This is a genomic window from Ferruginibacter sp., from assembly GCF_049840995.1.
In the GTDB taxonomy this organism is placed as follows: Bacteria; Bacteroidota; Bacteroidia; order Chitinophagales; family Chitinophagaceae; genus Ferruginibacter.
Genome location: NZ_JASGIP010000003.1, coordinates 1,277,998 through 1,302,517 on the forward strand (window position 1 = coordinate 1,277,998; position 24,520 = coordinate 1,302,517).

At 42.5% G+C, this 24,520-nt stretch carries 15 protein-coding genes; 1 reads left to right on the forward strand and 14 read right to left on the reverse strand.

Features of this window, described 5'->3' with window-relative positions; genetic code table 11:
* Window positions 1-9 precede the first annotated feature (9 nt).
* From QM738_RS07330 to QM738_RS07395, 14 genes are all read right to left on the reverse strand, one after another.
* Entirely contained in the window at window positions 10-2,286 is a 2,277-nt protein-coding gene (locus QM738_RS07330; protein ID WP_462276030.1) for an ATP-binding protein, read from the reverse strand.
* 4 nt (window positions 2,287-2,290) lie between these two features.
* A complete protein-coding gene (locus tag QM738_RS07335; RefSeq protein WP_462276031.1) occupies window positions 2,291-7,288 on the reverse strand; it encodes a sensor histidine kinase in 4,998 nt (1,665 codons plus the stop codon).
* Entirely contained in the window at window positions 7,285-7,827 is a 543-nt protein-coding gene (locus tag QM738_RS07340; protein WP_462276032.1) for a DinB family protein, read from the reverse strand. The genes QM738_RS07335 and QM738_RS07340 overlap by 4 nt, the downstream gene beginning before the upstream one ends.
* A 60-nt stretch (window positions 7,828-7,887) precedes the next feature.
* On the reverse strand, window positions 7,888-9,381 hold the full coding sequence (locus tag QM738_RS07345) for an agmatine deiminase family protein (RefSeq protein ID WP_462276033.1): 1,494 nt from the start codon (window positions 9,379-9,381) through the stop codon (window positions 7,888-7,890).
* A 1-nt stretch (window position 9,382) separates the two neighbouring features.
* Window positions 9,383-9,934 (reverse strand): nuclear transport factor 2 family protein, encoded by a 552-nt coding sequence (locus QM738_RS07350; protein ID WP_462276034.1) that lies wholly within the window; start codon window positions 9,932-9,934, stop codon window positions 9,383-9,385.
* Between the two features lie 30 nt (window positions 9,935-9,964).
* On the reverse strand, window positions 9,965-11,140 hold the full coding sequence (locus QM738_RS07355; protein ID WP_462276035.1) for a dipeptidase: 1,176 nt from the start codon (window positions 11,138-11,140) through the stop codon (window positions 9,965-9,967).
* 121 nt (window positions 11,141-11,261) lie between these two features.
* Entirely contained in the window at window positions 11,262-11,849 is a 588-nt protein-coding gene (locus QM738_RS07360) for an HD domain-containing protein (protein ID WP_462276036.1), read from the reverse strand.
* Window positions 11,839-12,735 (reverse strand): YitT family protein, encoded by an 897-nt coding sequence (locus tag QM738_RS07365; protein ID WP_462276037.1) that lies wholly within the window; start codon window positions 12,733-12,735, stop codon window positions 11,839-11,841. Before QM738_RS07365 ends, QM738_RS07360 begins: the two co-directional genes overlap by 11 nt.
* An 89-nt stretch (window positions 12,736-12,824) precedes the next feature.
* Window positions 12,825-14,057 carry a DUF1624 domain-containing protein gene (locus QM738_RS07370; protein WP_462276038.1) on the reverse strand — a complete coding sequence of 411 codons (1,233 nt, stop codon included), beginning with the start codon at window positions 14,055-14,057 and terminating at the stop codon, window positions 12,825-12,827.
* Window positions 14,024-15,277, reverse strand: a complete 1,254-nt coding sequence (locus QM738_RS07375; protein WP_462276039.1) for a DUF418 domain-containing protein — start codon at window positions 15,275-15,277, stop codon at window positions 14,024-14,026. The genes QM738_RS07370 and QM738_RS07375 overlap by 34 nt, the downstream gene beginning before the upstream one ends.
* A gap of 135 nt (window positions 15,278-15,412) precedes the next feature.
* A complete protein-coding gene (locus QM738_RS07380) occupies window positions 15,413-17,260 on the reverse strand; it encodes a hybrid sensor histidine kinase/response regulator (protein WP_462276040.1) in 1,848 nt (615 codons plus the stop codon).
* Window positions 17,247-17,840 carry a chemotaxis protein CheB gene (locus tag QM738_RS07385; protein ID WP_462276041.1) on the reverse strand — a complete coding sequence of 198 codons (594 nt, stop codon included), beginning with the start codon at window positions 17,838-17,840 and terminating at the stop codon, window positions 17,247-17,249. The genes QM738_RS07380 and QM738_RS07385 overlap by 14 nt, the downstream gene beginning before the upstream one ends.
* Window positions 17,841-17,844: 4 nt before the next feature.
* A complete protein-coding gene (locus QM738_RS07390; protein WP_462276042.1) occupies window positions 17,845-18,657 on the reverse strand; it encodes a CheR family methyltransferase in 813 nt (270 codons plus the stop codon).
* 52 nt (window positions 18,658-18,709) lie between these two features.
* Window positions 18,710-22,165, reverse strand: coding sequence for a response regulator (locus QM738_RS07395; RefSeq protein ID WP_462276043.1), 3,456 nt, complete (start codon window positions 22,163-22,165; stop codon window positions 18,710-18,712).
* 914 nt (window positions 22,166-23,079) lie between these two features.
* On the opposite strand from QM738_RS07395, the gene QM738_RS07400 reads away from it, so the two are divergent.
* Window positions 23,080-24,516, forward strand: coding sequence for a hypothetical protein (locus QM738_RS07400; protein ID WP_462276044.1), 1,437 nt, complete (start codon window positions 23,080-23,082; stop codon window positions 24,514-24,516).
* The last annotated feature ends 4 nt before the right edge of the window (window positions 24,517-24,520 follow it).

The window sequence follows — 24,520 nt, forward strand, 5'->3', positions numbered from 1 at the left end:
TTTGCTAGGTTAGCCCGGTAATTGAATGATGAATGTTGTTCCTTCCCCTTCTTTGGTCTCCACCTTTAATTCTCCACCATGTACTTTTACAATATCATAGGCCAGCGATAAACCTAAACCTGTTCCCTGGCCCGTTGGCTTAGTAGTAAAGAAGGGCTGAAATATTTTATCAATGATGTTTTGCGGAATGCCATTGCCGTTGTCTGTTACCCTGATCTCAACTTTGTTCTGGAGTTTTTTGGTACTTACTGAAACAGTTGGGTCGTATATAGCTGATAGCTGTTGGATGCCAGCTATTAACTTTTTCTTTTCCGCAACAGCATAAAACGCATTCGTAATTAAATTCAAAATCACTCTTCCCATATCCTGCGGAATGATATTAATGTTACCAATGCTTGTATCAAAATCTGTTTTTAAAGTAGCATTAAATGATTTATCTTTTGCCCGCAAGCCGTGATAGGCGAGGCGTAGGTATTCATCGCACAGCACATTGATATCTGTTGGTTCTTTTTGGCCGCTGCTGCTGCGGGAATGCTGGAGCATTCCCTTTACTATGGCATCGGCACGCTTGCCATGATGATTTATTTTTTCTTCGTTATCAGTAATATCTTTTGCAATCGCTTTTGCTTCATCATAATTCCCTTTCTCCATTTCTTCATTCATTTCTGTCAATAACTCTCTGTTTACTTCAGAAAAATTATTGACAAAATTCAAAGGGTTTTGAATTTCATGTGCAATGCCTGCGGTGAGTTCACCCAACGAAGCCATTTTTTCTGACTGAATCAATTGCGATTGCGTATTTTTTAAATCAGACAATGTTTTTTCTAATGCTGCATTGGCTTTTTGTTTTGCTTTAAAACGATAATAAACACCACCAGCCAAGAGTAACACCAACGCTACAATACCAAAAGAAAAATTTCGGGTGAGGGAGGATATTTTATTTTCACCCTGCAATTTTGTAATGGAAATTTCTTTGTCATTCATTTCCTGTTCGGTTTCAAAACTTAAAGAGCGGTAGTTACTTTGGTCGGCCTGTAAACTATCTTGCAAGCTTATATAAGATGTATAAGCTTGTGCCGCTTTTTCATAATTGCCTAATTGCTCATACAATGTTGCCATTAATTTATAATCTCTCAATACATCTAAACGAATACCTTTAATTCGCTCTATATCTTTTTGTAACAACGCCACAGCTTCCGCTTTTTTGTTTTGCTTAAATCTTACCAATGCTAAATAATAATCAGGAGATATAGTACCTGCCCTGGCATTGGCAGTTACTTTATATTCATTAATCAATTGCCAGGCTTTATTAATCAGCGCTTCGGCAGCAGCTAAAGAATCTGTAGCAATTTTGTACTGGGCTTTTACCAGAAAGGCATTGGTAATAAAGTCAAACTGATTTAGGTTGTATTTATAATTAAACACATAATTAATAAAATACTCTACGCTATCAAACTGCCTCATCTGTATTTTTACCTGGGCAATGTATATAGGTGTATTACCAAGCGATGTTATTTTGGTATTCTCCATCTCATTAAATACAATTCTCGAATATTTTAGTGCTTCTTCATTATCACCCTTTTGTAAATAGTATAAACCCAATACACCCATATTATTCAACCAGAAACCTTTTCCTACAGGGTTTGCAAAAGGATAAGGCATCTTATCATTTTTTCCTGTACTATCCATATAACTTATTGACTTTTTCATGTTATAAATAGCAAAGTCAAGCAAACCTGTAGTTCTGTAAAATCCACCTAATACATAATAACAACTGGCAAGGCCAGCGGAGTCTTTAGTAAGTTTAAATGCTTTTAATTTTTCATTGAAATATTGAAAGCCCTCTGAAAGAAAATTAGAGTTGCGATAAGGTAATCTTAACTGCTTTAAAAAACTATAGCTTATAAATGAGGTATTCGGTATTTTACTTTTCTTTACTGTTTCATAATTATACTTACCATAATCGATAGCCTTTTTTTTATCGGTAGCAATCAAACTGGTCATGATGCTATACCTTACCCGGTACATCAAAAAAACATCATTTCCATTTATTAAATTATCGGCAGCTTTTTCCAACGCAGAAATGTTGGCATCATTTATTGTCGTTTTTTCAAGCGTTACCATTAAAGCATCCAACCTATTGGTATCAATTCCTTTTGAAACATGCATTGTATTCAATATGACTACTATAGAATCTACAGTGCTTTGCTGGGCAGTTGTAGTGTGTATAGACAAGCACCACAGAAACGCAAACAATAATTTCCAAAGCAATTTTTTGTACTGCATTGTTTTAAATTGGTAATTGAATAATAAATGTTGAGCCTTCGTTCTCTTTCGTTTCTACTTTCAATTCTCCACCATGCACTTTTACAATATCATACGCCAACGATAATCCCAACCCCGTTCCCTGCCCCGTTGGCTTAGTGGTGAAGAAAGGTTGAAATATTTTATCAATGATATTTTGCGGAATACCATTGCCGTTATCGGCCACTTTTATTTCTACTTTACCACTAATTGTTTTTGTGCTTACAGCAACGGTTGGTTCGTAAATAGCTAATGACTGTTGGCCATTAGCTATTAGCTTCTTTTTTTCATCAACAGCATAAAACGAATTGGTAATAAGATTTAAGATCACTCTTCCCATATCCTGCGGAATGATATGGATATTGCCGATGTTTTGGTCAAAATCAGTTTTCAGTGTAGCATTAAATGATTTGTCTTTGGCACGTAAGCCATGATAAGCGAGGCGTAGATATTCATCACACAAAGCATTGATATCTGCCGATTCTTTTTGCCCGCTGCTGCTGCGGGAATGCTGGAGCATCCCCTTTACTATGGCATCGGCCCGCTTGCCATGATGATTGATTTTTTCTAAATTCTGAATAACATCGTTCATTATTTCTCTGGCTTCTTCTGTATCGCCTTTTTCTACAGCTTCCTTCATTTCATCCAGCAGCTCTTTACTTACTTCACTAAAGTTGTTTACAAAGTTCAACGGGTTTTGAATTTCATGTGCAATGCCTGCAGTCAGTTCACCCAGCGAAGCCATTTTTTCGGATTGTATCAATTGCTTTTGAGTGGCCTGCAATTCTGTTAAGGTATCTTCTGCTTTTTGTTTGGCTTCTTTAATGGCAATAAGATCCTGCTCTGCCTGCAATGCGTGTGCTTCAGCAATCTTCAGATCGTTAAAACGTGTGAAAGTGAGATTGAATACTGCTGCAAAACGTTCGAGCAAATTAATGCTGGCTGCCGATTGATCATCAGGGGATGCCATACCAATAAAGCCTTTATCAAAATAAGCTACACTTTGTACTCTTCTCTTTTGACTAAGGGCATAGGTTAGGGGAATTTGTAATTTTTGCAGGTAGGCGATATAGCTATCAAGTTCAGCTCCCTGCATGTCAACAGTCACCGAGCCTATTTTATTTGCCCACCCATCATACAATTTTTTTACAGACTCGTTATCCGCGGCATTAAAGGTGAATTTTTTCCCCACACCACTGCCATCTTCATCGGTGGCCCACATTTCCATATCCCTGGTTTCACCATTAACAATGCCGATATACAGGCGGTTGGGTTCCATACCCAGTGTTATTAATTGCTGGAACAAAACAGCAGCGGTTTCTGCCAGTTCATCACTTTTTTGCATGGCGAGTGTGCGGCTTCTTACACGTTCCAATGCGGCTTCAATTTGTGCTTCCCTTGATTGTGCTTCTGCTTTTTGCAGATCAAGAAAACGGGTATAGGTTTGTTCAAATACTTTTGCAAAACGTTGTAAAAGCTGGATATTACCCTCTGAAAGCGGGGAGGAAGAAGTAACGCCAATAAAGCCCCTGGAATAATAAATAAAAGAATTCACCCTTCTGCTGCCCCTGATACCCGGGGCCACTTTAAAGTTGAGGCTTTCAAGATAATCAAGCCATTGATCCAGCTCTTTTCCGCTGAGATCGCTGATGATATATGGTTTGCGGTTAAGCCATGCATCATAGATCATCCGGCCTGTTGTTGGTTCATCAAAAGCGATTACAAATTGTTGTTTAATTTCGCTGCCATCAATCTCTGTGATCCACAACTCAAAAAGTTTTGCCTCTTCATTAACAGTGGTAATAAATCCCCGGCTCATGATCTTCAATTCATCTGCGGTTTGCAGATCGCGGAGTTCACGGAACAATACGTTTACCACAGTCGCCAGTTCAGTACTATTATGCATGGCCATTGTTTTGGCCCGCACTCTTTCCAGCGAAGTTTCTATCTGTGCTTCTTTGGCCTGCGCTTCTGCTTTTTGCAGATCGAGAAACCGGGTATAGGTTTGTTCAAATACTTTAGCAAAACGTTTTAAAACATCATTTTCAGCTTCAGTAAACTTTCTTCCGTGATGGTTAATGATAAAAATGCTGGTATGTTTTGAAACAGCTACAGACCGGGTATACCCATTCGAATCTGAAAGGGTCTCATGTTTTTGTTCACTACTAAGATTTGACCAGGGCTTACATTCAAATAATTTTACGAAGTATGCTCTTTTTTCCTTTTCAGAAAATTCTTCTGTAAAAAATCCTGGCCCTTCTTTAATACCTTTAATAAGGTTTGTACAAAAAGGCATATCAAAATGCGGTACCAACACTTCTTCTGATGTATTAGCTGTACCACCCGACCCCCAGCAACGCAGCTCCGGCCCAACATCATCGTTAATCACAACAAACGATCCTCCGTCAACCGAAAGGTTCAAAATAAGCAACTCCTTATGAACGGTGTGGATCACCTCCTGCAATTCAGAAGTTCTGTGCATGGCCATTGTTTTGGCACGAACTCGTTCCAATGTGGATTCTATTAAAGCCTCTCTTGCCTGTGCTTCTGCTTTTTGGAGGTCTAAAAAGCGGGTGTACGTTCTTTCAAATTCAACAGCAAAGCGGCCCAATATTTTCTTTTCATCTGCAGTAAGATCATTTTCAAACATCACACCAAAGCAACCATATTTCATAAAGGCTTCCACATAATATAATCCGTTGCTAAAATGCTCCGGCGTTAATTTTTCAACACCATCAATCAATTCCTGCCATGCGGCAAAATAATTTTTTACTCCTTCGGGTGGCACTGCATAGGAAACAACAGGTTCATCGCCTTTCCAGTCAATCAAACATTGTGCAGTGGCAGGTTCATTTCTATCGAGCGGATATTTGATGGCTTTATTTTCAAAATCGGTAACCCCATTTTTATCTTCTTCCCAAATGGCCCAGAATATATGCTGCTCTTTTTCTTCATCAGGCAACCACAAAAAAGAAAATGCTGAATTGATGCCCAGCAATTGTAACTGCTGATGAAACACACGCAAAGTATCGCCCAGCTCTGTAGAATGCTGCATCATCATGCTTTGTGCACGGGCACGTTCCAATGCTAATTGAATTTGGCTTTCTCTTGTTTGTGCTTCGGCAAATGTAATATCAGTATACCGCTGGTAAGCCAATTTAAATACGTTGGCAAACCTTTCTAAAACTGCTATTTTATCTTTAGCAAGTGGCCTGAATGCAGAGATACCAATAGAGCTGATGCCGATGGAATACATGTAATAGTATAAGGAGGAGCAATTGTTAAGACTTGGATCTTCCGGCTGCCCATTTCTTTTCCTGTATTCTTTCCAGCTATTGAGTTCGCTTTCGTCAACTACTAATTCTGAAAACATACCAGGAGTACACCTGATCCTTTTTACAAATCCTTCAACAATGGGATGGGAGTTATAAGGTACATAGGTAATACTTCCACCTGTTGCATCAGCATAATCATAATCATCAAAGTGATCTTTTCCTTCTCCGAAAGAAACTATCAACGCGTTTCTTAGTTCACTAAAACCAAGACTACTCAATTCTTTAAATAATACTTCGCAGATACTCAGCAGGTCATCCGAAGCCCTCATGGCCATAGCAACTGCACGAACCCTTTCAAGCGCTGTTTCAATTCTTGCTTCACGTGCCTGCGCCTCTGCCTGCGCCACATCAATATAGCGGCGGTACGCAAAATCAAATACATTGCGGAAGCGTTTTAGTACCTCCCGCTTTTCTTCAGGGATAGAAGCATACGTTGAAATACCAATTACACCGGTATCGATGGAATAAAAATAATAATACAACGCTTCAATAGTATCTACTTTGGGGTCATCAGCTTCGCCACCCTTTTTTCTAAAAGCTTTCCATTCTTCCAGGTCTTTGCCTGCAAAAACAGCTTCGGAAAATGCATCTGCTGCACTTCTTGCCTGCTGTACCTGTTTTTCAATTACCGGGTGTGTATTATAAAAAAGATTGCTGATGGTTTTGCCTGCATGCGGAGCATAATCATAATTCAGAAAAGACCTTTTATCATCATCAAAAATATTGATCATGGTATTGCGCAGTTCGGCAAAGCCGAGCGTTTGTAATTCAGCATACAATACTTCACAAATATCCGGAAGGTCGCCCGGGGTACGCATACCCAACGCTTGTGCACGTACCCGTTCCAGTGAGGATTCGAGCTGTGCTTCTTTTGCCTGCGCTGCAGCTTTTTCAATATCAAGATAACGCCGGTAGGAAAGTTCAAATACATTTCTAAACCGCCTGAATAAATTCAGTTGTTCTTCCTGCAATGGTTTATAAGTAGACATACCCAATGCAACCGGCCCCAACGAAAACCAGTAATAAGTTAGCGAATCGGCATGCTCCAGGTACGAATCAAGAAAAACATTGGTTGTTTTCTGATACTCATACCAGTCCTGTACTTCTTTACCGAAAAACTCACGTGAATAAAATTCATTGAGGCCCTTCATCATCCGCTCTGCAAATTCTTTTTGCACATCGTGCGTTTTATAACTCACCTCGGTTACCAGCGGCTGATGATGCTTTACATAAAATTCATAGTTGATGTAAGTGCTCTTTTCCGCATAAAAAATGGCCGTTTGAACATTGCGTATCTCTTTTACATGCAGCAAAGCCAATTGTTCAGCAATCGTTTTGCAAACATCCAGCATGTCATCCGGTTTGCTCATGCCCATGGCCACGGTTCTTACCCTTTCCAGCGATGATTCAATTTCCAGCTCCCGGTTCTGTGCTTCCACTGCTTTTCTCTTCTGCTCCAGTTCCTCGATCGTCTCTTCCAAAAGAATAGCGGTTGTCTTTTTTACTTTTTCGGTACGGTCCAGTTTAAAATCGGTAATGCTCCACTGCTTATCGGCATCGGTTACGGCTTTCAGCAATAACTGTTTTTCGTTTTCAGTTAATGTTGCATCCTGCAATAATCTTTTTATATTTTCCAGGTAAATGTTCATGCATGCCCGTTAAAAGAATCAATAATGTTTTGCACCTGCGCCTGGTGCCTTTTTATATGAAAAGAAAGAAACTCCAACCGCTGCTGAAAATCCATATCACCCGAAATAGGATGGGGGTGTGCCAGTAAACGCAGCTCATCTTCCTGCAGGTCATTACCAAATTTTTCTAATAATGACTGCAGTCCTGCCAATGAAGAACGCCAGAAGATCAAAGTGCCGCCCAATCTTGGTGCTGCCATGGGAGGAACGATCTCTTTTTCTTTCCAGGTTTGTTCAATAAGTTTTTCTATCGTCCAGTTCTTGTGTTCCGATTCAAATGTTTTGGCCGCTTTTCCTTCCCGCATGGCATATAAAATCTTCCACATACCAAACAAAGCGCCCTGTTCTGCCCAGAACAAATGTTCGGTAATATCAATAATGCTCCATTCTTCCGTCGATAGTTTTGTTGCAGCCTGTCCCTCATTAATATTTTTAATGCTATCAATAAATTCATTTCGTACTGCCGCTACATTTTGTACAAGTTGTGCCACTTTTGTCATAAGATTATCTTTAATTTATTGTACTGATCGATCTTGCTTTCATTTTGTATGATAAAAGATTTACTTTATTGAAAATGTATAAACACCCAGCGGAGCCGTACGGGGCATGGTTGCTGTTTTTCCCGATCGTGAACTGGCTGTAACATAATATTCCACAACTGCCCCTTTTTTATGAAAAGGGATCGTGGCTGAAAAATTATTTTCATTGCCATCCTGTTGCAATGCGATCCGCTTCCAGTTTTTTTCACCGGCTATTCTCCACAGTACGGCCGCTTTATTTTTTACAAGTCCTTTATTACTGTAATCAATGATGCTGGCATGTACCGTATTACTGTTCTTTTCATCCACTTCTTTATCTATTCTTTTTACAGACATGAACAGCATCGCATCATCCCATATTGCCCGGGTGCGGCAATGCAATGCATCGCCATTATTCCAGCCATATACTTTATACTGCTCTTTTATTTTTTCCGAAACCACCGGCTCGTCTGCCAAGGCATATTCAAAACCTTTTATGGTATAACCCGGCATCACTTCCCGCCATCTTTCTAATGCAAGGCTATCCTGCCTGATGTGAAACAGCGGCACGTAAATGGTTTTATTAATGATGATGGAATTGGTGTAAGCAGCTAATGCCTGTCCTTTGTAGCGATCGCTTTTGATCCGCAGTATTTCGTAAGGCCGGCCATAAGCGCTGGTTAATTTTGATAATTCATTATCGATGATATTTTGATAAACCGGGTATAAAGCATGATCAGCCGGAGGCTCACATACCAGTAAACGTTCTTCATCCAGCAGTTTCATGTAGCAATCGATATGCTGGATACCGCGGTGCTCAAAATTTGAAATGATATGATAGTTTCTTAGCCCCGCTAATTCATTGTTGAGTTTAAAGAAACGGTCTTCCCCCACACCATAAAATTTATTTTCATTCAGTAAGATGCAGGTGGAAAAGGCATTGCCCAAACCATCGCTGATAACATTACCCCCCGTGGTTATAAAAGGCAGGTCCAATACAGGAATATTCAATCCTTTACCAACAGCAAGGGTTAAACTATCGTCGGTTTCTGTTTTGATAATTTTATTGTCAGTTGTTGTATACAGGAACATCAATGTATCGCTGCAACCCATATTGCTTACCGGTGTGGAATAGATATACTTTCCATCTGCCAGCTGCATTTTTTTACTTTTATTGAATATGGCGCCGGGCCCCCAGTCTCTTACCCACCAGGCATCTATACCCTGTCGTGCAAATATGAATGTGACTGTATTTTCTTTGATGCCCCATTTGTGGAACCATTGCCGGGCATCTTTTTTAGTACTGTCATTATCCACCAATACATACAGGTGATCATCTTTTGCCAGCTCCACCGCAAGTTTATATGGTATACACAGCGGCCAGGTAATAAGGGTGCCCAGTGCAGGCTCCCATTCAGCAGCCATCCTGTTGCCGTTACCCTGCACATAATAATCGGAAGAGCTTTGCGCTTTTACCTGTACTGTAAATAATAACAGTAAGGCTGCAACAGGTATTTTTACAAAGCTTTTTTTCACCTTATTTTTTTTGCAGTGTGTGGATGATAGAATCTTCCTGCACCGTTTTCAGTTTGATCACCGCATCCAGTTGATCATTGGGCACTGTGGTGGATAAAATATATTGCTTCAGTTTCCAGTTATCACCCTCCTTTACCACAACGCCCGATCCGCGGCAGACCTTCATTTGCGTATTCAGCATTTCATCAAACCAGGCCAGGCCGCCATCTTTACCAAAATATATATGGCGTTCCAGGGAAGTAAAATTCCAGGCCTTGCCTTTATCAAAAATGGGTTTGGCCCAGGCCATAAATGCTTTTTTATCCCAACGTTCAGTAGCATCAGTACCGGTAAAGATGGCATCATCGGCATAATAACTAAAGTACTTGTTGTAATCAGCCTTACCCGCCGCTATGTTAAGTGAATCGAGCATTGTGTTGATCTGTGTACGCTCTGCCTCAAGGTCTGCAGGTTTTGAGTTGTCACCTGCCATTTTTTCAAAATGACGGCAGGCAGTGAATAACAAACTACCCGTAAGCAGCAGGAATGGAATGGTTTTTAAGATCTTTTTCATGATTGATTTTTTATCTGCTCTTTAAAAGTGTTATGGTGTTTCGTTGGCTTTTAATACCCGTAAAAAATTACCCCCTAAAATTTTATCAATATCTACTTTGCTGTAGCCTCTTTTCAATAAAGCTTTTGTTATTAAAGGGTAAGTGGTTACATCATTCAATTGCAGGGGGGTGATGTTGATACCATCAAAGTCGGAGCCAAGTCCTGCATAATCTGCACCCACCAGCCGAACGATATAATCGATGTGATCGATCAGCATTTCCATGGGTGGACGGATACTGTCTCTTTCCGCAACATATTTACCATACAGCGAATCCATGGCATAAAAATCGCCGATGCCGTTCTTTATCATATTGTCATACTCGGCCTGGTGCCTTTTTAAAAAAGCAGCTTCTTTTGCATTTACACTGCTGTCGATAAAACCGGGATTAAAGTTCACCTGTATCACACCGCCATTTTTAGCAATGGCTTTTATCTGGTCGTCTTTTAAATTGCGCCTGCTGTGCACCAGCGTGTATACGGAACTGTGAGAGGCAATGATGGGCTTGGTACTTAAATTAATTACATCCCAAAAAGTCTGGTCACCTGCATGGCTCACGTCAATCAGCATGCCCAGCTGGTTCATGCGCTGCACTACTAGTTTGCCAAAATCTGTAAGGCCTTTATGCGGTAATACTTTCCCGCTGGTTTCGTCGGCAGCGCTGCTGGCCCAGGAGGGGGCAATATTGTGCGTAAGTGTAAGGTAGCGGGCGCCCCGCTGGTACAAGGCATCCAGTTTACCAAGATCATCTTCTATCATGTGGCCGCCTTCCACACCAAACATAGCAGCAATGGCATGCTGCTTTACTGCGGCCATCAACGCAGCATAATTTTTTACCTTGATAATTTTTGAAGGATTGCGTGCTATCACGGCATCCAGGCTATCCATTTCGCGGTTGGCAAAAGCAAAAGCATTTTTTTTATCACCATCGCAGTACACGGAAAACAACTGTACATCCAGTCCGCCCTTTTTCCACCTGCGCAGGTCGCTGTGCGTTTTACCGGTAAGGTCCTGGTCAAATACCATCCCTTTCTCCACCGTTTTCATCAATATATCATTGTGGGTATCCACTACAATGGCTTTGCGGTGTATACGTTTATATTGCTGTGCATTTAACTGCACCACAGCTATGATACCTGCCAGTAATAATTTTAATTTCACTGCCATTTTATTTGGGATACTTACGGTAAGGGGTAGTGGCTTTTGGTGGATATCGATACTGCAGCCGGTTTTCAGCTTGCGCTGCTATTTTATTGCAGGTGCTTAAGACGTATTTGCAATACCATCCCTACACTTCTTCGCCAGCTTTCAGCAATTCATCCAGGTAAGCCTGTTTTACAGGTTCCCTGTATTGCTTACAAAAATGGGTGAAGTAATGATGCTGTTGTAAAAACGCTACCTGCATCCTGTTCCACGCAGCTTTCGATAATGATGGGGTAAGGGATTGTAATTCTTTAAATAACAGTTCGGCATTGTCTGCAGCCAGTGTGGTGCCCAGGTATTCGAGGTCGGCATCGGCAACAATGGCTTCCAGTTTGTTCTTAGGCGATTGCGGAATTTTGGTGGCCCTTATCATACCGCAAACAACGGCGATCTCTTCATCTGTAAAACCAAACTCCGGCAGGTATCTTGCTGCAAAACTGCAGCTTACTTCTTCGTGCCCGGCATAAGTGCGTATAAAACCGGTGTCGTGCCATAGTGCGGCAGCGCTCATCAGTTCTATTTCTTTTTCATTGCAATTCTCGTGTCTGCCTATCTGTATGGCCTTGGCCAGTACATACAAAGTATGTTCGTGGTTGTGATAATAATACCCGGTGGGGATATTATCTTTTAAAAGTGCCACCACAAAATCTTTCATGTACAGTTTATTTGGCATGGGCTTTTGCTTTTAAGATGCCGCCGCTAGCTTCTTTTATACTTTGTACATAAATAAATGCCTTAGGGTCTATTTCCATAATAGCTTCCTGTATCTGTTTTATTTCAAGCCTCGTTATAATGGTTACAATAATGTCGGCCTCCGTTCTTACCTCAAAACTGCCGGGCAGGTAACCCCGTTCTCCTTTGTACACGGTAATACCCTTGCCCAGTTCATTCACCAGGTAACTCTTTACTTCTTCCTGCTGGGAGCAGATGATGTTCATGGCCGTATATTCTTCAATACCATCCACTACATAATTAATGGCACGGGTGGCCGTAAAATAAGTAATGATGGAATACATAGCAGTTTCAATACCCAGCTCAAATGCCGCCACCGCAAAAATGATGGTATTGATGAGCATAATGATCTCGCTGTTGGAAAAACCACTTTTTCTGCCGGTGAATACAGCGATCACTTCGGCGCCGTCAATCACTGCGCCGCCACGTATCACAAGGCCCACACCGGTACCCATTAATATGCCACCAAAAGTGGCGATCAGTAATTTGTCTTTGGTAATGGCTGGGATATCGATAAAAAGCAAACCAATGGATAACAATATCACCGCAATGGTGGTTTGCACCGCAAAGGTTTTACCAATTCTTTTATAACCTAAATAAATAAAAAGTACGTTGAGGATGATAACAAGAAAGCTGATATTGAAATGAAATAACTCGTACAGCAGGATAGAGATTCCGGTAATGCCACCATCCATAAAACTATTGGGTATCATAAAACCCTTCATGGCCAGTACCGCCAGCGAAGTGCCCAGTAATATTAAAAAAAGGTTTTTAGGATCCTTCACATGCTTCCACTCCACCCGGTCATTTTTATGCTTCCTGTTCATTATAACAAAAACGGTTTATTTGTGCTTGTAAGTTAGCACTCTATTTTGATTTTCGGGGGAATGATTTACGAAGCGCATGTTAAGGCAACCTATAAATAACTCAGCCATTTTTTTTCTTTGTGGCTGGTCTTATAAGCATCGTACCATTTACAGATAGGGTACATCAGCAATACCAGTACTATCCATATACCGTACACGGCCAGTAAGCGCACACCTTCTCCCGGCGCAGCAAATTTAAAAGGTACCCCTGGTGCGCCCGCCATACCCTCGCTTACACTGTGCCCACGCAGCAGGTACACGATGATAGCCGCTACATGCAGCACAAAAAAATGCACGATAAAATAAAACAGCGGCACCCTGCCATATACACTTACCCGCTTTACCCATACACTGCCGGTATTTTTAATGAACGCTAAAAATACCAGTATGGGGCCAATGGTGGCGCACATAAAAAGCAGGGAAGGCGGATATTTCTGCACATTCATAAAACTAAAGAAAGTACGGAGTGCATTTTTTTGCGGTACCCATTGAGTTGGGTTACCATAACTGTTGCTGAAACGCAATGCCACAAAAAATACAATAGCACCGATACCCATACTTAATAAGATCTTTTTTCTTTTTTCAAAATCCATATCAGTAAACAGCTTGCCACAGCAATAGCCCAGCAGGGTAAGGCCCGCCCAGGGCAGGAATGGATAAAAAATAAAAAGATTGTGATCGCCCCACAAAGGCTGAAAGGTGGGCCGGTGTAAAAAACTCCACCAAAGCGGCACCGCACCATTCCTGGCTTGTTCGCCGTAATCCATCAGGTTGTGACCAAAAACTATCAGCAGACCCAGTGCAAGGATCATAGAGTAGGGCAGGTATAACACAATGCCCAGTAATATCATGCCTGCACCAATGGACCATAAGGTTTCCAAAGTAAAAATGCTGAAATGAATATCGGCGCTGAACACCAACGACATGATGGTAAGATCAATGAATATCAGCCAGAGCCCACGGGTGATCAAAAACAAACTCAGCTCTTTTTTTGATTTACGGCCACTCTGCAACCAGGCCGAAAGCCCTGACAAGAACACAAAAGTAGGCGCACAAAAATGTGTTACCCAGCGGGTAAAATACAGGATGGAGGTGGTGCTTTCAGCATTCAGCGGATCGCCGGTGAGAGCGCCTTTATGAAAAAAATCACGGGTATGGTCCAGCGCCATAATGATCATGATAATACCCCGCAGCAGATCGATCGACTCAATTCGTTTATTCTTTATCGTTAGTGATGCCTGCATAGTGATCAGTTTTGAGTGGTTCTTTTCATCGGCTGCCATTTTTTATAAGTGGCGCTGCGCCACAGCCATTCCAATGGGCCGTAATTAAAATATTTTAACCAGGCGGTGCTGAGTAATACCTGGATGATAAAAAAACCAATACCAAACAGGGTGAAATACACAGGCCCTACTTTTTCCATATAGCCCAGGCCGGTGCCCAGGAAAACAAAATTGCCCGTGATGGATTGTAAAATATAGTTGGAAAAAGCCATTTTGCCCACGGGCGCAAATACCGATAATATTTTTTTGCCGGTACCGGTTTGAAAAGCCAGCATGAACAAAGCTACATAGGTCATTGCCAGTGGCACCACGCCCAATGCATAGGCAATGGTTTGATACAACCCGTTTTGCTTGAGCATATAATAATCAGCTTCGTACCAGGACATGTAACGGGCCAAAAAATAATTAGCAGGCAGCCCGACCACCAGGCCCACTGCAATAATGCCGTACAATACTTTTTTATACTGCAGGATGTTTTTATAAAAATCAGAGCGGCCTACTACATAGCCTATCAGGAACATACCCAGTACCTTGGGTATCCTGCTTACAAAAAACAGGTAGCCATACCGCATAAAGAAACCGGCAAGGTCGCCTTTAAAAAGATCCCACCAGCTGCCATGGCGCAGCAGGTTTTTAAAATCTTCCTCGGAGTTGATATGGTTCAGGTAATGATCTACTTTAGCGCCGGTATCATATAAAAATCCTGCCGGTGCATTCAGTACCGGCCATTGCATTTTGGCAGCATACAGAACGATAGGTGATAAGATCAGTATACCGCCGATGATAAGCAGTGTTTTATTGGAGAATTTGCGAAAGGGCAATAATAAAAAACCCAGCATGGCGTAAAAGAAAACAATATCGCCGGGCCAGATGAGTAAATGAAAAGCGCCCAGCAATAGCATGAACACCAATCTTCTCTTTACCGTGGGTATGGCATCGGTTCCTTTGTCCATACCTCTTTTAACCTGCAATGCTATACCCCATCCAAATAAAAGGCTGAAGATGGAATAGAACTTTCCTTCAATGAACATTTCGTGCAGGTACTTCATTTTATGATCCCATTCCGGCAGCAGCATGGGCCCGGTTAAATGAGCACTTTCGTTGTACCAAGTGAAACCACTGCCCAGGTTGGCAATAAAAATGCCCAGCACGGCAAAGCCACGCAATACATCCATAAAGATCTCCCTTTCGCTTGATTGTACAGGCGCTAAATTTTGCATATTGACGGGGTTGTAATGATTGACGGGCTGCAGACAGGGAATTGACAGGAGATTGGAAAGCCCTTGTAAGATAATAAACTATACCGATGAATTTGCAGGAAATAACCGGCGAACAGGGTTTATTGTGCAATTATTTTAACCGGGCAGGGTAAAATAAAATGCAGCGCCTTCACCAGACTTTGCATCGGCCCATATTTTACCGCCGTGTTTGGTAATGATGCGGTATACAATAGCAAGGCCCACGCCGGTACCTTCAAACTCATCCACGGCGTGCAGGCGTTGAAAAACACCAAACAGTTTGTGTACATATTTCATATCAAAACCGGCTCCATTATCTTTTACAAAATACACCGTTTCGTTAATGGAAGTATTGGCGCCGATATGTATTTCTGGTTGTTGTTTTTTTGCGGAGTATTTTATGGCGTTGGAAATAAGATTGATCCACACCTGTTCTATCAATGCAGGGTCGGCATTGGCATCGGGCATGTCGGTTATTTTAATAGCAGCATGGTGTTGGTTTGTTTTTTCGATCTCTCTTAGTATACCTTCTGCCATGGCCTGCATATTGATCCTTGTGCGCCGCACTTCCTTGCGCCCTAACCTCGAAAACTCCAGCAGGTCATCTATCAGCACGCCCATTTTTAAAGTATTGGCCTGTATCTTTTTCATTAGTTCTCTTGCTTCATCATTCATTTCCTGCATATAATCTGTTTCAATAATGCTGGAGTAAGCATTCAATGCACGCAAAGGCGCCCGCAGATCGTGCGATACAGAATAAGAAAAAGATTCCAGCTCTTTATTGCTCGATTCCAGCTGCAGGATATTGGCTTCCAAATTGGCGTGCAGCAGTTTGATCTGTTCATCTGCCAGCTTCTGTTCGGTGATATCTCTTTCGGTGATTGCAACAGAAGTGATCTCCCGGTTGCTGTCGGTAATGATTGCGGCAGAGAAGACCACGTCTATCAGCTTACCGTGTTTGGTAATGCGCCTGCTTTCCATGGCTTCCACCCGTATACCATTAAGTACATTGCTGGTGGTATCTTCCATTTCATGCTCCAGGTAAGGCGGAATGATATTGCGGATATTCATACGCAGCGCTTCCTGTTCGCTGTAACCATAAATTTTTTCTGCGCCGTCATTCCACGAAATGATCTTTCCCTGCCGGTCGTAAATATAAATGGCATCGCTGGATTGTTTTACTACGGTAGAAAGATATTTACGGATCGTTTCCACCTGTTTTACTTCGGTGATATCCCTGGCATTGGCAAACCATTTTCCATCTTTTACCACTACGTTCCATTGCAGCCATTTAATGCTCCTATCCTTACAGTATATTCTTGTTTCAAAAACCAATCGTTCCTTTTTTTCTTTGGCAAGTTCATTTACCAGTACCCTGTCTTCATTGGCTAAAAAGAAAGGCAGTGCTGTTCCTTTTATCTCTTCGGAAGAATAACCCAGTATGGCAGTAAAAGCATAATTGATCTCCTCTATTTTAAAACTGGTGGCATCAATAATGCCGATGATATCCGCAGAATTATTGATCAGCAATTCGCTTTTTTGTAAAGAAAGATTTTTTTCCAGCAGTTCCTTTTGTTGCAATTGTATCTGCAACAACACTTTTACTTTTGCTTTTACAATTTCGGGGTCGAGCGGTTTAAAAAGATAATCCACCGCGCCTTCATCATATCCCTTCATCATCATGTGCCGCTCCTTGCTTTCGGCAGTGGCAAAAATGATGGGGATGTTTTTAGTGCGCTTGTTCGATTTTAATATCTGCGCCACTTCAAAGCCATCAATATCGGGCATCTGCACATCCAGTATAATAAGGTCGATATTTTTTTCCAGTATGATCTTCAATGCCGCTTCGCCACTGGTGGCGTTCAGTAATATTCTTTCCTTATCGGCCAACAGGCTTTCCAGCGCCAGGATATTGGCGGGTTTATCATCCACAATGAGGATAACCGGTTTGTTATTTTTTTTCATACGAGGTATTGGTAAGCTGCAGCAGAAAATCGTGTATCTGCTGCAAGGTTTTTACAAAAGTTATGTTTTTTGTTTCAATAGCTGCCGAAGGCATTACTGCAAACAGGGCCTCGTTGGGGTCCTGCGCAATGGTAAGGCCGCCCGCTTTTTTTATAGCGCTGATGCCGGCAGCACCATCATTACTGGCGCCGGTAAGCACCATACCTATAAGGCTACCCGAAAATGCAGCAGCCGCGGTTTCAAACAATACATCAATAGAAGGCCGGCTGAAACGCACCGGCTCATCGGCTGATAAAGAAAGTGTATGATCATTTTCCACCAGCAGGTGATAATCGGGCGGGGCAATATAAACCACACCGCCTTCAATTGCTTCCTTTTCGTCTGCCTGCTTAATAGCCAGCCTGCACCTGGTTTGCAACACTTCTTCCAACAGCTCCCGCTGATCTTTAGAGCGGTGCTGCACCACAATGATGGGCAGCGGAAAAGTAGCGGGCAGGTCTCTTAAAATAGCGATCAACGCATATAAACCACCTGCGGATGTACCGATCACGATGGCTTTATATGATGCAGCTTCGCTCAATGTTTTATTTTTTCATGAATATCTTTTCCTTGCGGTCCACATCTTCAAAGTGTTTTCTTTTGGCGGAAAACAATAAGGATTCTTTATTGCCCAGGCCCAGGAAACCAAAAGTGCAGAGGCTTTCGTAAAAAAGATCGATCACTTTATTCTGCAACTGCTGGTTAAAATAGATCAATACATTGCGGCAGATGATGAGCTGGAATTCGTTGAAAGATTTATCCACCGCAAGGTTGTGCGCCGAAAAAACAATATTCTGTTTTAACGATTTATCAAATATCACCGAATTGTATTTGGCTTTATAATACTCCGAGAAAGAACGGGTGCCACCGGCTTTTTGATAATTGGCGGTATAGGCCTTCATGTGCTGCAAGGGATACACTGCATCTTTGGCTATCTGCAAAGAACGCTGGTTGATATCGGTGGCATAAATAACAGAGCGGTTGAGCAAACCTTCTTCCTGCAGCAGCACTGCAATGGAATAGATCTCTTCGCCCGTGGCACAACCCGCTATCCATACTTTAATAAAAGGATAAGTGGCCAGCCGCTTCATTACATTATCGCGGAGGCTTTTGTAAAAAATGGGATCGCGGAACATTTCGGTAACGGTAACCGATACTTCCTGGATGAACTCTTCAAATATCTTTTCATCCTGCAATATCATCTTGCCCAGTTTTTCCAATGCGGGTATCTTCCTGGTGGTCATGAACTGGGTGATGCGCCGCTTTACCGAAGCTTCGGCATAATCAGTAAAGTCGTATCCATACACAAAACGTATGGATTCCAGCAAGTCCCTGAATTCTTTATTATCAAAGTTCATTTTTCAACATGCATTTAAACAAGCCGTTAAATAATGAAAAGCAATCTGCTATCTATTGGTACAACCATACCCTCATCAGCGATAAAAGCTGGTCCACATTCACGGGCTTGGCAATATAATCCGACATGCCTGCATTAAGGCATTTTTCCCGGTCGCCCTTCATGGCTTTGGCAGTTAATGCAATGATGGGCACTTTATCAAATTTCTTCATGGTCCTGATCTCCCGGGTGGCTTCATATCCATCCATCTCCGGCATCATAATATCCATCAGTACCAATTCAATGCCATCATTCTCCATCAGTGTTTTCACCGCAATCTTGCCATTCTCGGCAGTAAGGCATTCAATGCCTTCCTCTTCCAACACATTGGTAAGCGAATAGATATTGCGTATATCATCATCCACCAGTAATACCTTCCTGTTCTTCAATACTTCATCCGTTTTATGCAGCTTGCGGATGATATGCTGTTTTTCCTTTGGCAGCCGCGATTCCACCCGGTGCAGGAACAGCATGGTCTCATCCAGCAGGCGTTCCTGCGAATCCACCGTTTTAAGCACCACCGTATTGGCAAAGCGCATCAGGCGGGAATTTTCTTCCCTGCTAAGATCTTTGCCCGTGTAGATAATGATGGGCACTTTATTCAGCTTTTCATCCGTTTTTATTTTTTCCAACAGGTCAAAACCCGGCATATCCGGCAGGCCAAGATCAATGATCACGCAATCAAAATTCTCCCGGCTCATGATATCAAATGCTTCCTTACCCGAATAAGCAGAACTTGTTTTTACATCACCATTGCCTATTAATTCGCGGATGGCATTATTCTGCAGTTCATTGTCTTCAACGATCAACAGCTTCTTTAATTTCTTATTTACAAAATCCTCGATCTTATCAAAAGCGCTGCGCAGGTCTTCTTTTATCACGGGTTTACGGATAAAATCAAAAGCGCCTAGCTCCATACTTTCCTTACGTTTATCGTAGCCGGAAATGATCTGCACCGGAATATGCCGCAGGCCGGGATCATTCTTTAAATGCTTCAGCACTTCCGAGCCATCCATCACCGGCAGTTTCATATCCAGCAATATCGCATCGGGTTTGTAATGCCGTGCGTAACTGAGCCCGGTATTACCCTGCGTGGCCACAATACCTTTATAATCCCTTTCTCTTACAAAATCTAAAAGAATACGGGAAAATTCGGCATCATCTTCCATTATTAAAATGATCTTGTCATTTTCGTGTAGGCTGTACCGGTCGTCATCCGTTTCGGTTTCTTCCACCGCAAATTTCTCAACCGCCTGTTGCTGCCTGCTTACTTCGGCAACGGTACGTTCTTTCACTTCTACTGAGCGTTCCAGTTCGGTGATAGTGGCAGCGTTGAAGTACTGCGGCAGGTACAATGTAAAAGTGCTGCCGGTACCTTCCTGGCTTTCCACCTGTATCTCGCCCCCCAAAGCACCCGAAAGTTCGCGGCTGATAGAAAGCCCCAAACCGGTGCCGCCATATTTTCTTTTGGTGGAACCATCTGCCTGCTGAAAAGCTTCAAACACAATGCCGAGCTTATCGGCCGCAATGCCAATACCATTGTCTTTTACAGCAATAGCGATCATGTTGGTAACAGCATTCAGTTTACTGTTCCTGAAACTAACGGTACCGGGTATCACTTTTTGAATGCTCAAATTTACTTTGCCACCCTTGGGGGTGAACTTAAAAGCATTGGATAAAAGATTGCGCAACACCTGCTCCAGCCTTTCTTTGTCGGAGCTGATGCTGTTGGCATCCTGCTCGTTATGCTGAATGGTAAAATCGATGGATTTGTTTTTAGCCACTTCGGAGAACATCGCGGTCATTTCTGCACTGATCTCTGCCAGTTTAAATTCATACACATCCAGCTCCATTTTACCCGATTCCACTTTCGAAAGATCAAGAATCTCGTTGATCAGGCTTAACAGGTCGGCGCCTGAATTATAAATATTTTTCGAGAACTCCACTTCTTTTTCGCCCAGCGAACGGTTCTTGTTCTCGGCCAGTAATTGCGACAGGATAAGAATACTGTTCAAAGGCGTACGCAGTTCGTGCGACATATTGGCCAAAAACTCCGATTTGTATTTACCGGTAACTTCCAGCTCTCTTGCTTTGTTCTCAATATCCATTTTGGCCACTTCCAGTTTTTCTTTCTGTTCTTCCAACAGGTTGGCCTTTTCTTCCAGCTCTTCATTGGTTTGCTGTAATTCTTCCTGCTGTGCTTTTAATTCCGATTCGGAGTTTTCCAGCAGCTCTGTTTTTTCCTGCAGCTCTTCGTTGGATTGTTTCAATTCTTCCTGTTGCGTTTCCAGTTCTTCGGCCTGGCGCTGGGTTTCTTCCAACAATTCTTTCAGTTTGGTCCTGGATTGTGCAGCATTCAATACAATGGCTAAATTTTCTGCCACCGTTTGCAGGAACTGTATATCCAGTTCTGAAAATGGGGTGACCTTACCAATTTCCACTACTGCTTTCACCGTATCATCCAGTAGCAGCGGCAGCATTACAATATTTTTGGGTGTTGCGCTGCCCAATGCCGAACTGATACGGGTATAATCGGCCGGTACATCATTAAAAACGATCATCTTTCCTTCTGCTGCGGCCTGGCCCGCAAGGCCCTCGCCGGGTTTAATGGCCGGTGCATTATTCTTATCGAACGGGAACGCATAAGCGCCGGAAAGCAATAGCTGCCCGTTCTCAAAAAGATACAAGGCCCCAATAGGTGCTTTGATATAATTGCACAGCTGTTCTATCACGGCCTGCGATAGTTCCACCGCATCCCTTTCGCCCCTTGTTTTTTCGTTCAGCTCAAAACTGCCCGATAAAAGCCAGTTCTTATTACTGCTTTCCTGCTCGGCTTTTCTGAGTGCCCGCAGGTTGGTATTGATGATAAAATAAACGCTGATGAGTACCACCGCTATCACCGCCAGCAGCAGCAGGAAGATCATGTTGAAATTGCGGGCATCTTCCTCGCTGGTTCTTTTGCGCTCTACCAATAAATTGTTCTCCACTTCCTTATCGCTGTTCACCATTCTTCTTATCTCATCCTGTATCCTTTTGCCCTGCCCTTCACTGATCATCTGTTTGGCTTTTTCAAAATCTGTTCTGCGTACAGTGATCAGTTCGGTAAAATACTTCAGGTGTACGGCCAGCTGCTGCTGCAGCAGGTCGATATTTTTTTGCTGGGCAGCATTATCGGCCGTGAGTTTTCTAACCCTGTCCAGGTGGTTGTTGATGCTTAATTGTGCATCGTTAAAGGGCTTGAGAAATTCTTCATTGCCGCTGATCACAAAACCTCTTACACCTGTTTCGGCATCCACGCTGGCGGCCAATACCTGGTTGAATTCGTCGATCACTTCGTAGGTATGGTTCACCCATTTGTTGGTATCAATAAATCTTTCGCTGTTGCGGAACGAAAAGAATGCCACTACGGCCAACACAATAGCGCAGGCAATAAACCCTGTCAGGATCTTCTGGCTTAAACTCACTTTCATGCAGAAATTATATTTAGCTTATCAGGTTTAAACGAAATGCTTTTGCCGGTTAAAGCATTGTTTTTTTGAGGGGTAATAAAGCAGGATGGAGTATTGCTAAAATACTTAACAGGTCAGTACAGCATCAGCTGCGGGCCAGGTTTAAACTGCTTACAACAGCAGGGGATATAGTTTAATAACTGCAACCCATACTCTTGTACTGCAATATAAACTATAATATTTAAAATGTAAGGGGCTATGGGTGTTATTTTGAGGGCCTGCTTACCGGCATGGTTTTGATGTTGCGGGTAATTAATAAGAGTTGGGGTAGGGGAGGGGCTGCACGATGCTGCAGTAAATATTTTATGCACAGCAATACCGACGTCAGACCGAATAATGTCCGAACCACGTCCGAAGGGAGACCGAAGGATGACCGGGGTATTGATAAGGTTGTAACGGGTATGCTACGCAGGTGTTACGGGTATGGCAGGGCGATACTACGGGTATGCTATAAGGTTAGTATGGAACAGCAACGGAGTAAGTATGCTTTAGCCTGCAAGCTGAAGGTAGTTTACTGCGGCGTATGCTGCCACATAGCACAGTATAAGTACAGTATAGTAACTGCGGGCCGTTATACCAATAAAAAATGCGCCATAATTTTTTTGCAGAATTCAAAAACTTGTTTTAGGTTTGTTCTACCAAGTGCAGCACGTTAATGAGTACCCGATAATACCACAGCACCTTCTCCTTTATTTTACATAAACCATTTTATTGTATTGCGTTTACGGGTAACTGTTAAAAAGGCAATTTACAGCAGGTATTTGTATACCGGCAATTATAAGCGGTTATACAAAACGATACAACCTAACTAAAACAGGACGGTATTAAATTATCAACCCCGGCTGCAGCATTGCAGGCGGATAAAATTTCCTGTTATGAGCTGTACCCGGCTCTTTATATTATTACTGCTGCTAAGTGCCTGCTATACCAGCGATGCACAAACAGACTCCACTTTGCAGGCCCTGCAACAGGTGCCGGTAAAATATATTGACCAGACTAATAAAAAGATCAGCACTTATACTAACCGCATTACGAGCAAAACAGAAAAGACACTCACCAAACTCAGCAGGTGGGAGAACAAGATCAAAGCCATTTTAGAAAAAGCAAGCCCTGCCACTGCACAACAATTATTCGGCGCCAACCAATTAACCTTTACTGCAGCATTAGAGAAATATAAAAAGGGGGAAGCGGTTATTGCTGCGCAAAGAGCCCGCTATGATGAATACCGCGATAAGCTAAGTACAAGTATTAAATACCTGGAAACACAAAAGCAAAACATTGATGATAAGCTGGTACAACCTGTAAGCAAGGCCAATAAAAAACTGGCGGAGCTGGAAGATGATGAACAGCAACAGCAGGCGATGGAAGCTTTTATTAAAGAAAGAAAAAAGCAACTCATCGACCAATCTTTGAAATATTTAGGCAACAGCAAATGGCTGGCAAAGATGGATAAGGAAGCATATTATTATGTGGAGACTATCCGTAATTACAAAGAACTCTTTCACGATAAAAAGAAGGCAGAACAAACTGCGCTTACGCTGCTGAATAAAATTCCTGCATTTAAAAAATTCTCTCAGCAGAACAGTATGCTGGCAGCACTGTTTGGCGGTGCTGGTGGAGCAGGCTCTACGGCCAATCTTGCAGGATTGCAAACCCGTGCCAGTGTAACCGCATTGATACAAAACCAGATCGCAGCCGGTGGTCCCAATGCACAGGCGCAGATCATGCAGAACATACAGGCTGCACAGGCGCAACTCTCCCAATTAAAAGACAAAGTACTGAAAGCCGGCGGTAGTAACAGCGACCTGCAAATGCCCGACTTTAAACCCAACGAACAAAAAACAAAAACCTTTTTGCAAAGGCTGGAATTTGGCAGCAACCTGCAGTTTGCCAAGAACAACAGCCTGGTACCCACCACGGCCGATATCGGGCTGAGCCTGGGCTATAAGCTCAACAGCAAAGGCATTGCGGGTATTGGTGCCAGCTATAAGGCTGGGCTTGGCAGCATTCAACGCATCAGCTTCAGCCACCAGGGCGTAGGCCTGCGCAGCTTTATTGACTGGCAATTGAAAAAACAATTCTATATCAGCGGCGGCTACGAAATGAATTACAATGCCGCGTTTAAAAATATTGATCAGCCGAAAAGATATGATAACTGGCAGCAAAGCGGGTTGATAGGATTGAGTAAGAAGCTAAATATCAAAACAAAATTTACGAAAGGCACCAAGCTGAGTTTGCTGTATGATATGCTGGCGGGGAGGCATGTGCCGGTGAGCCAGCCGGTGGTATTTAGAGTAGGATATAATTTTTAAAAAA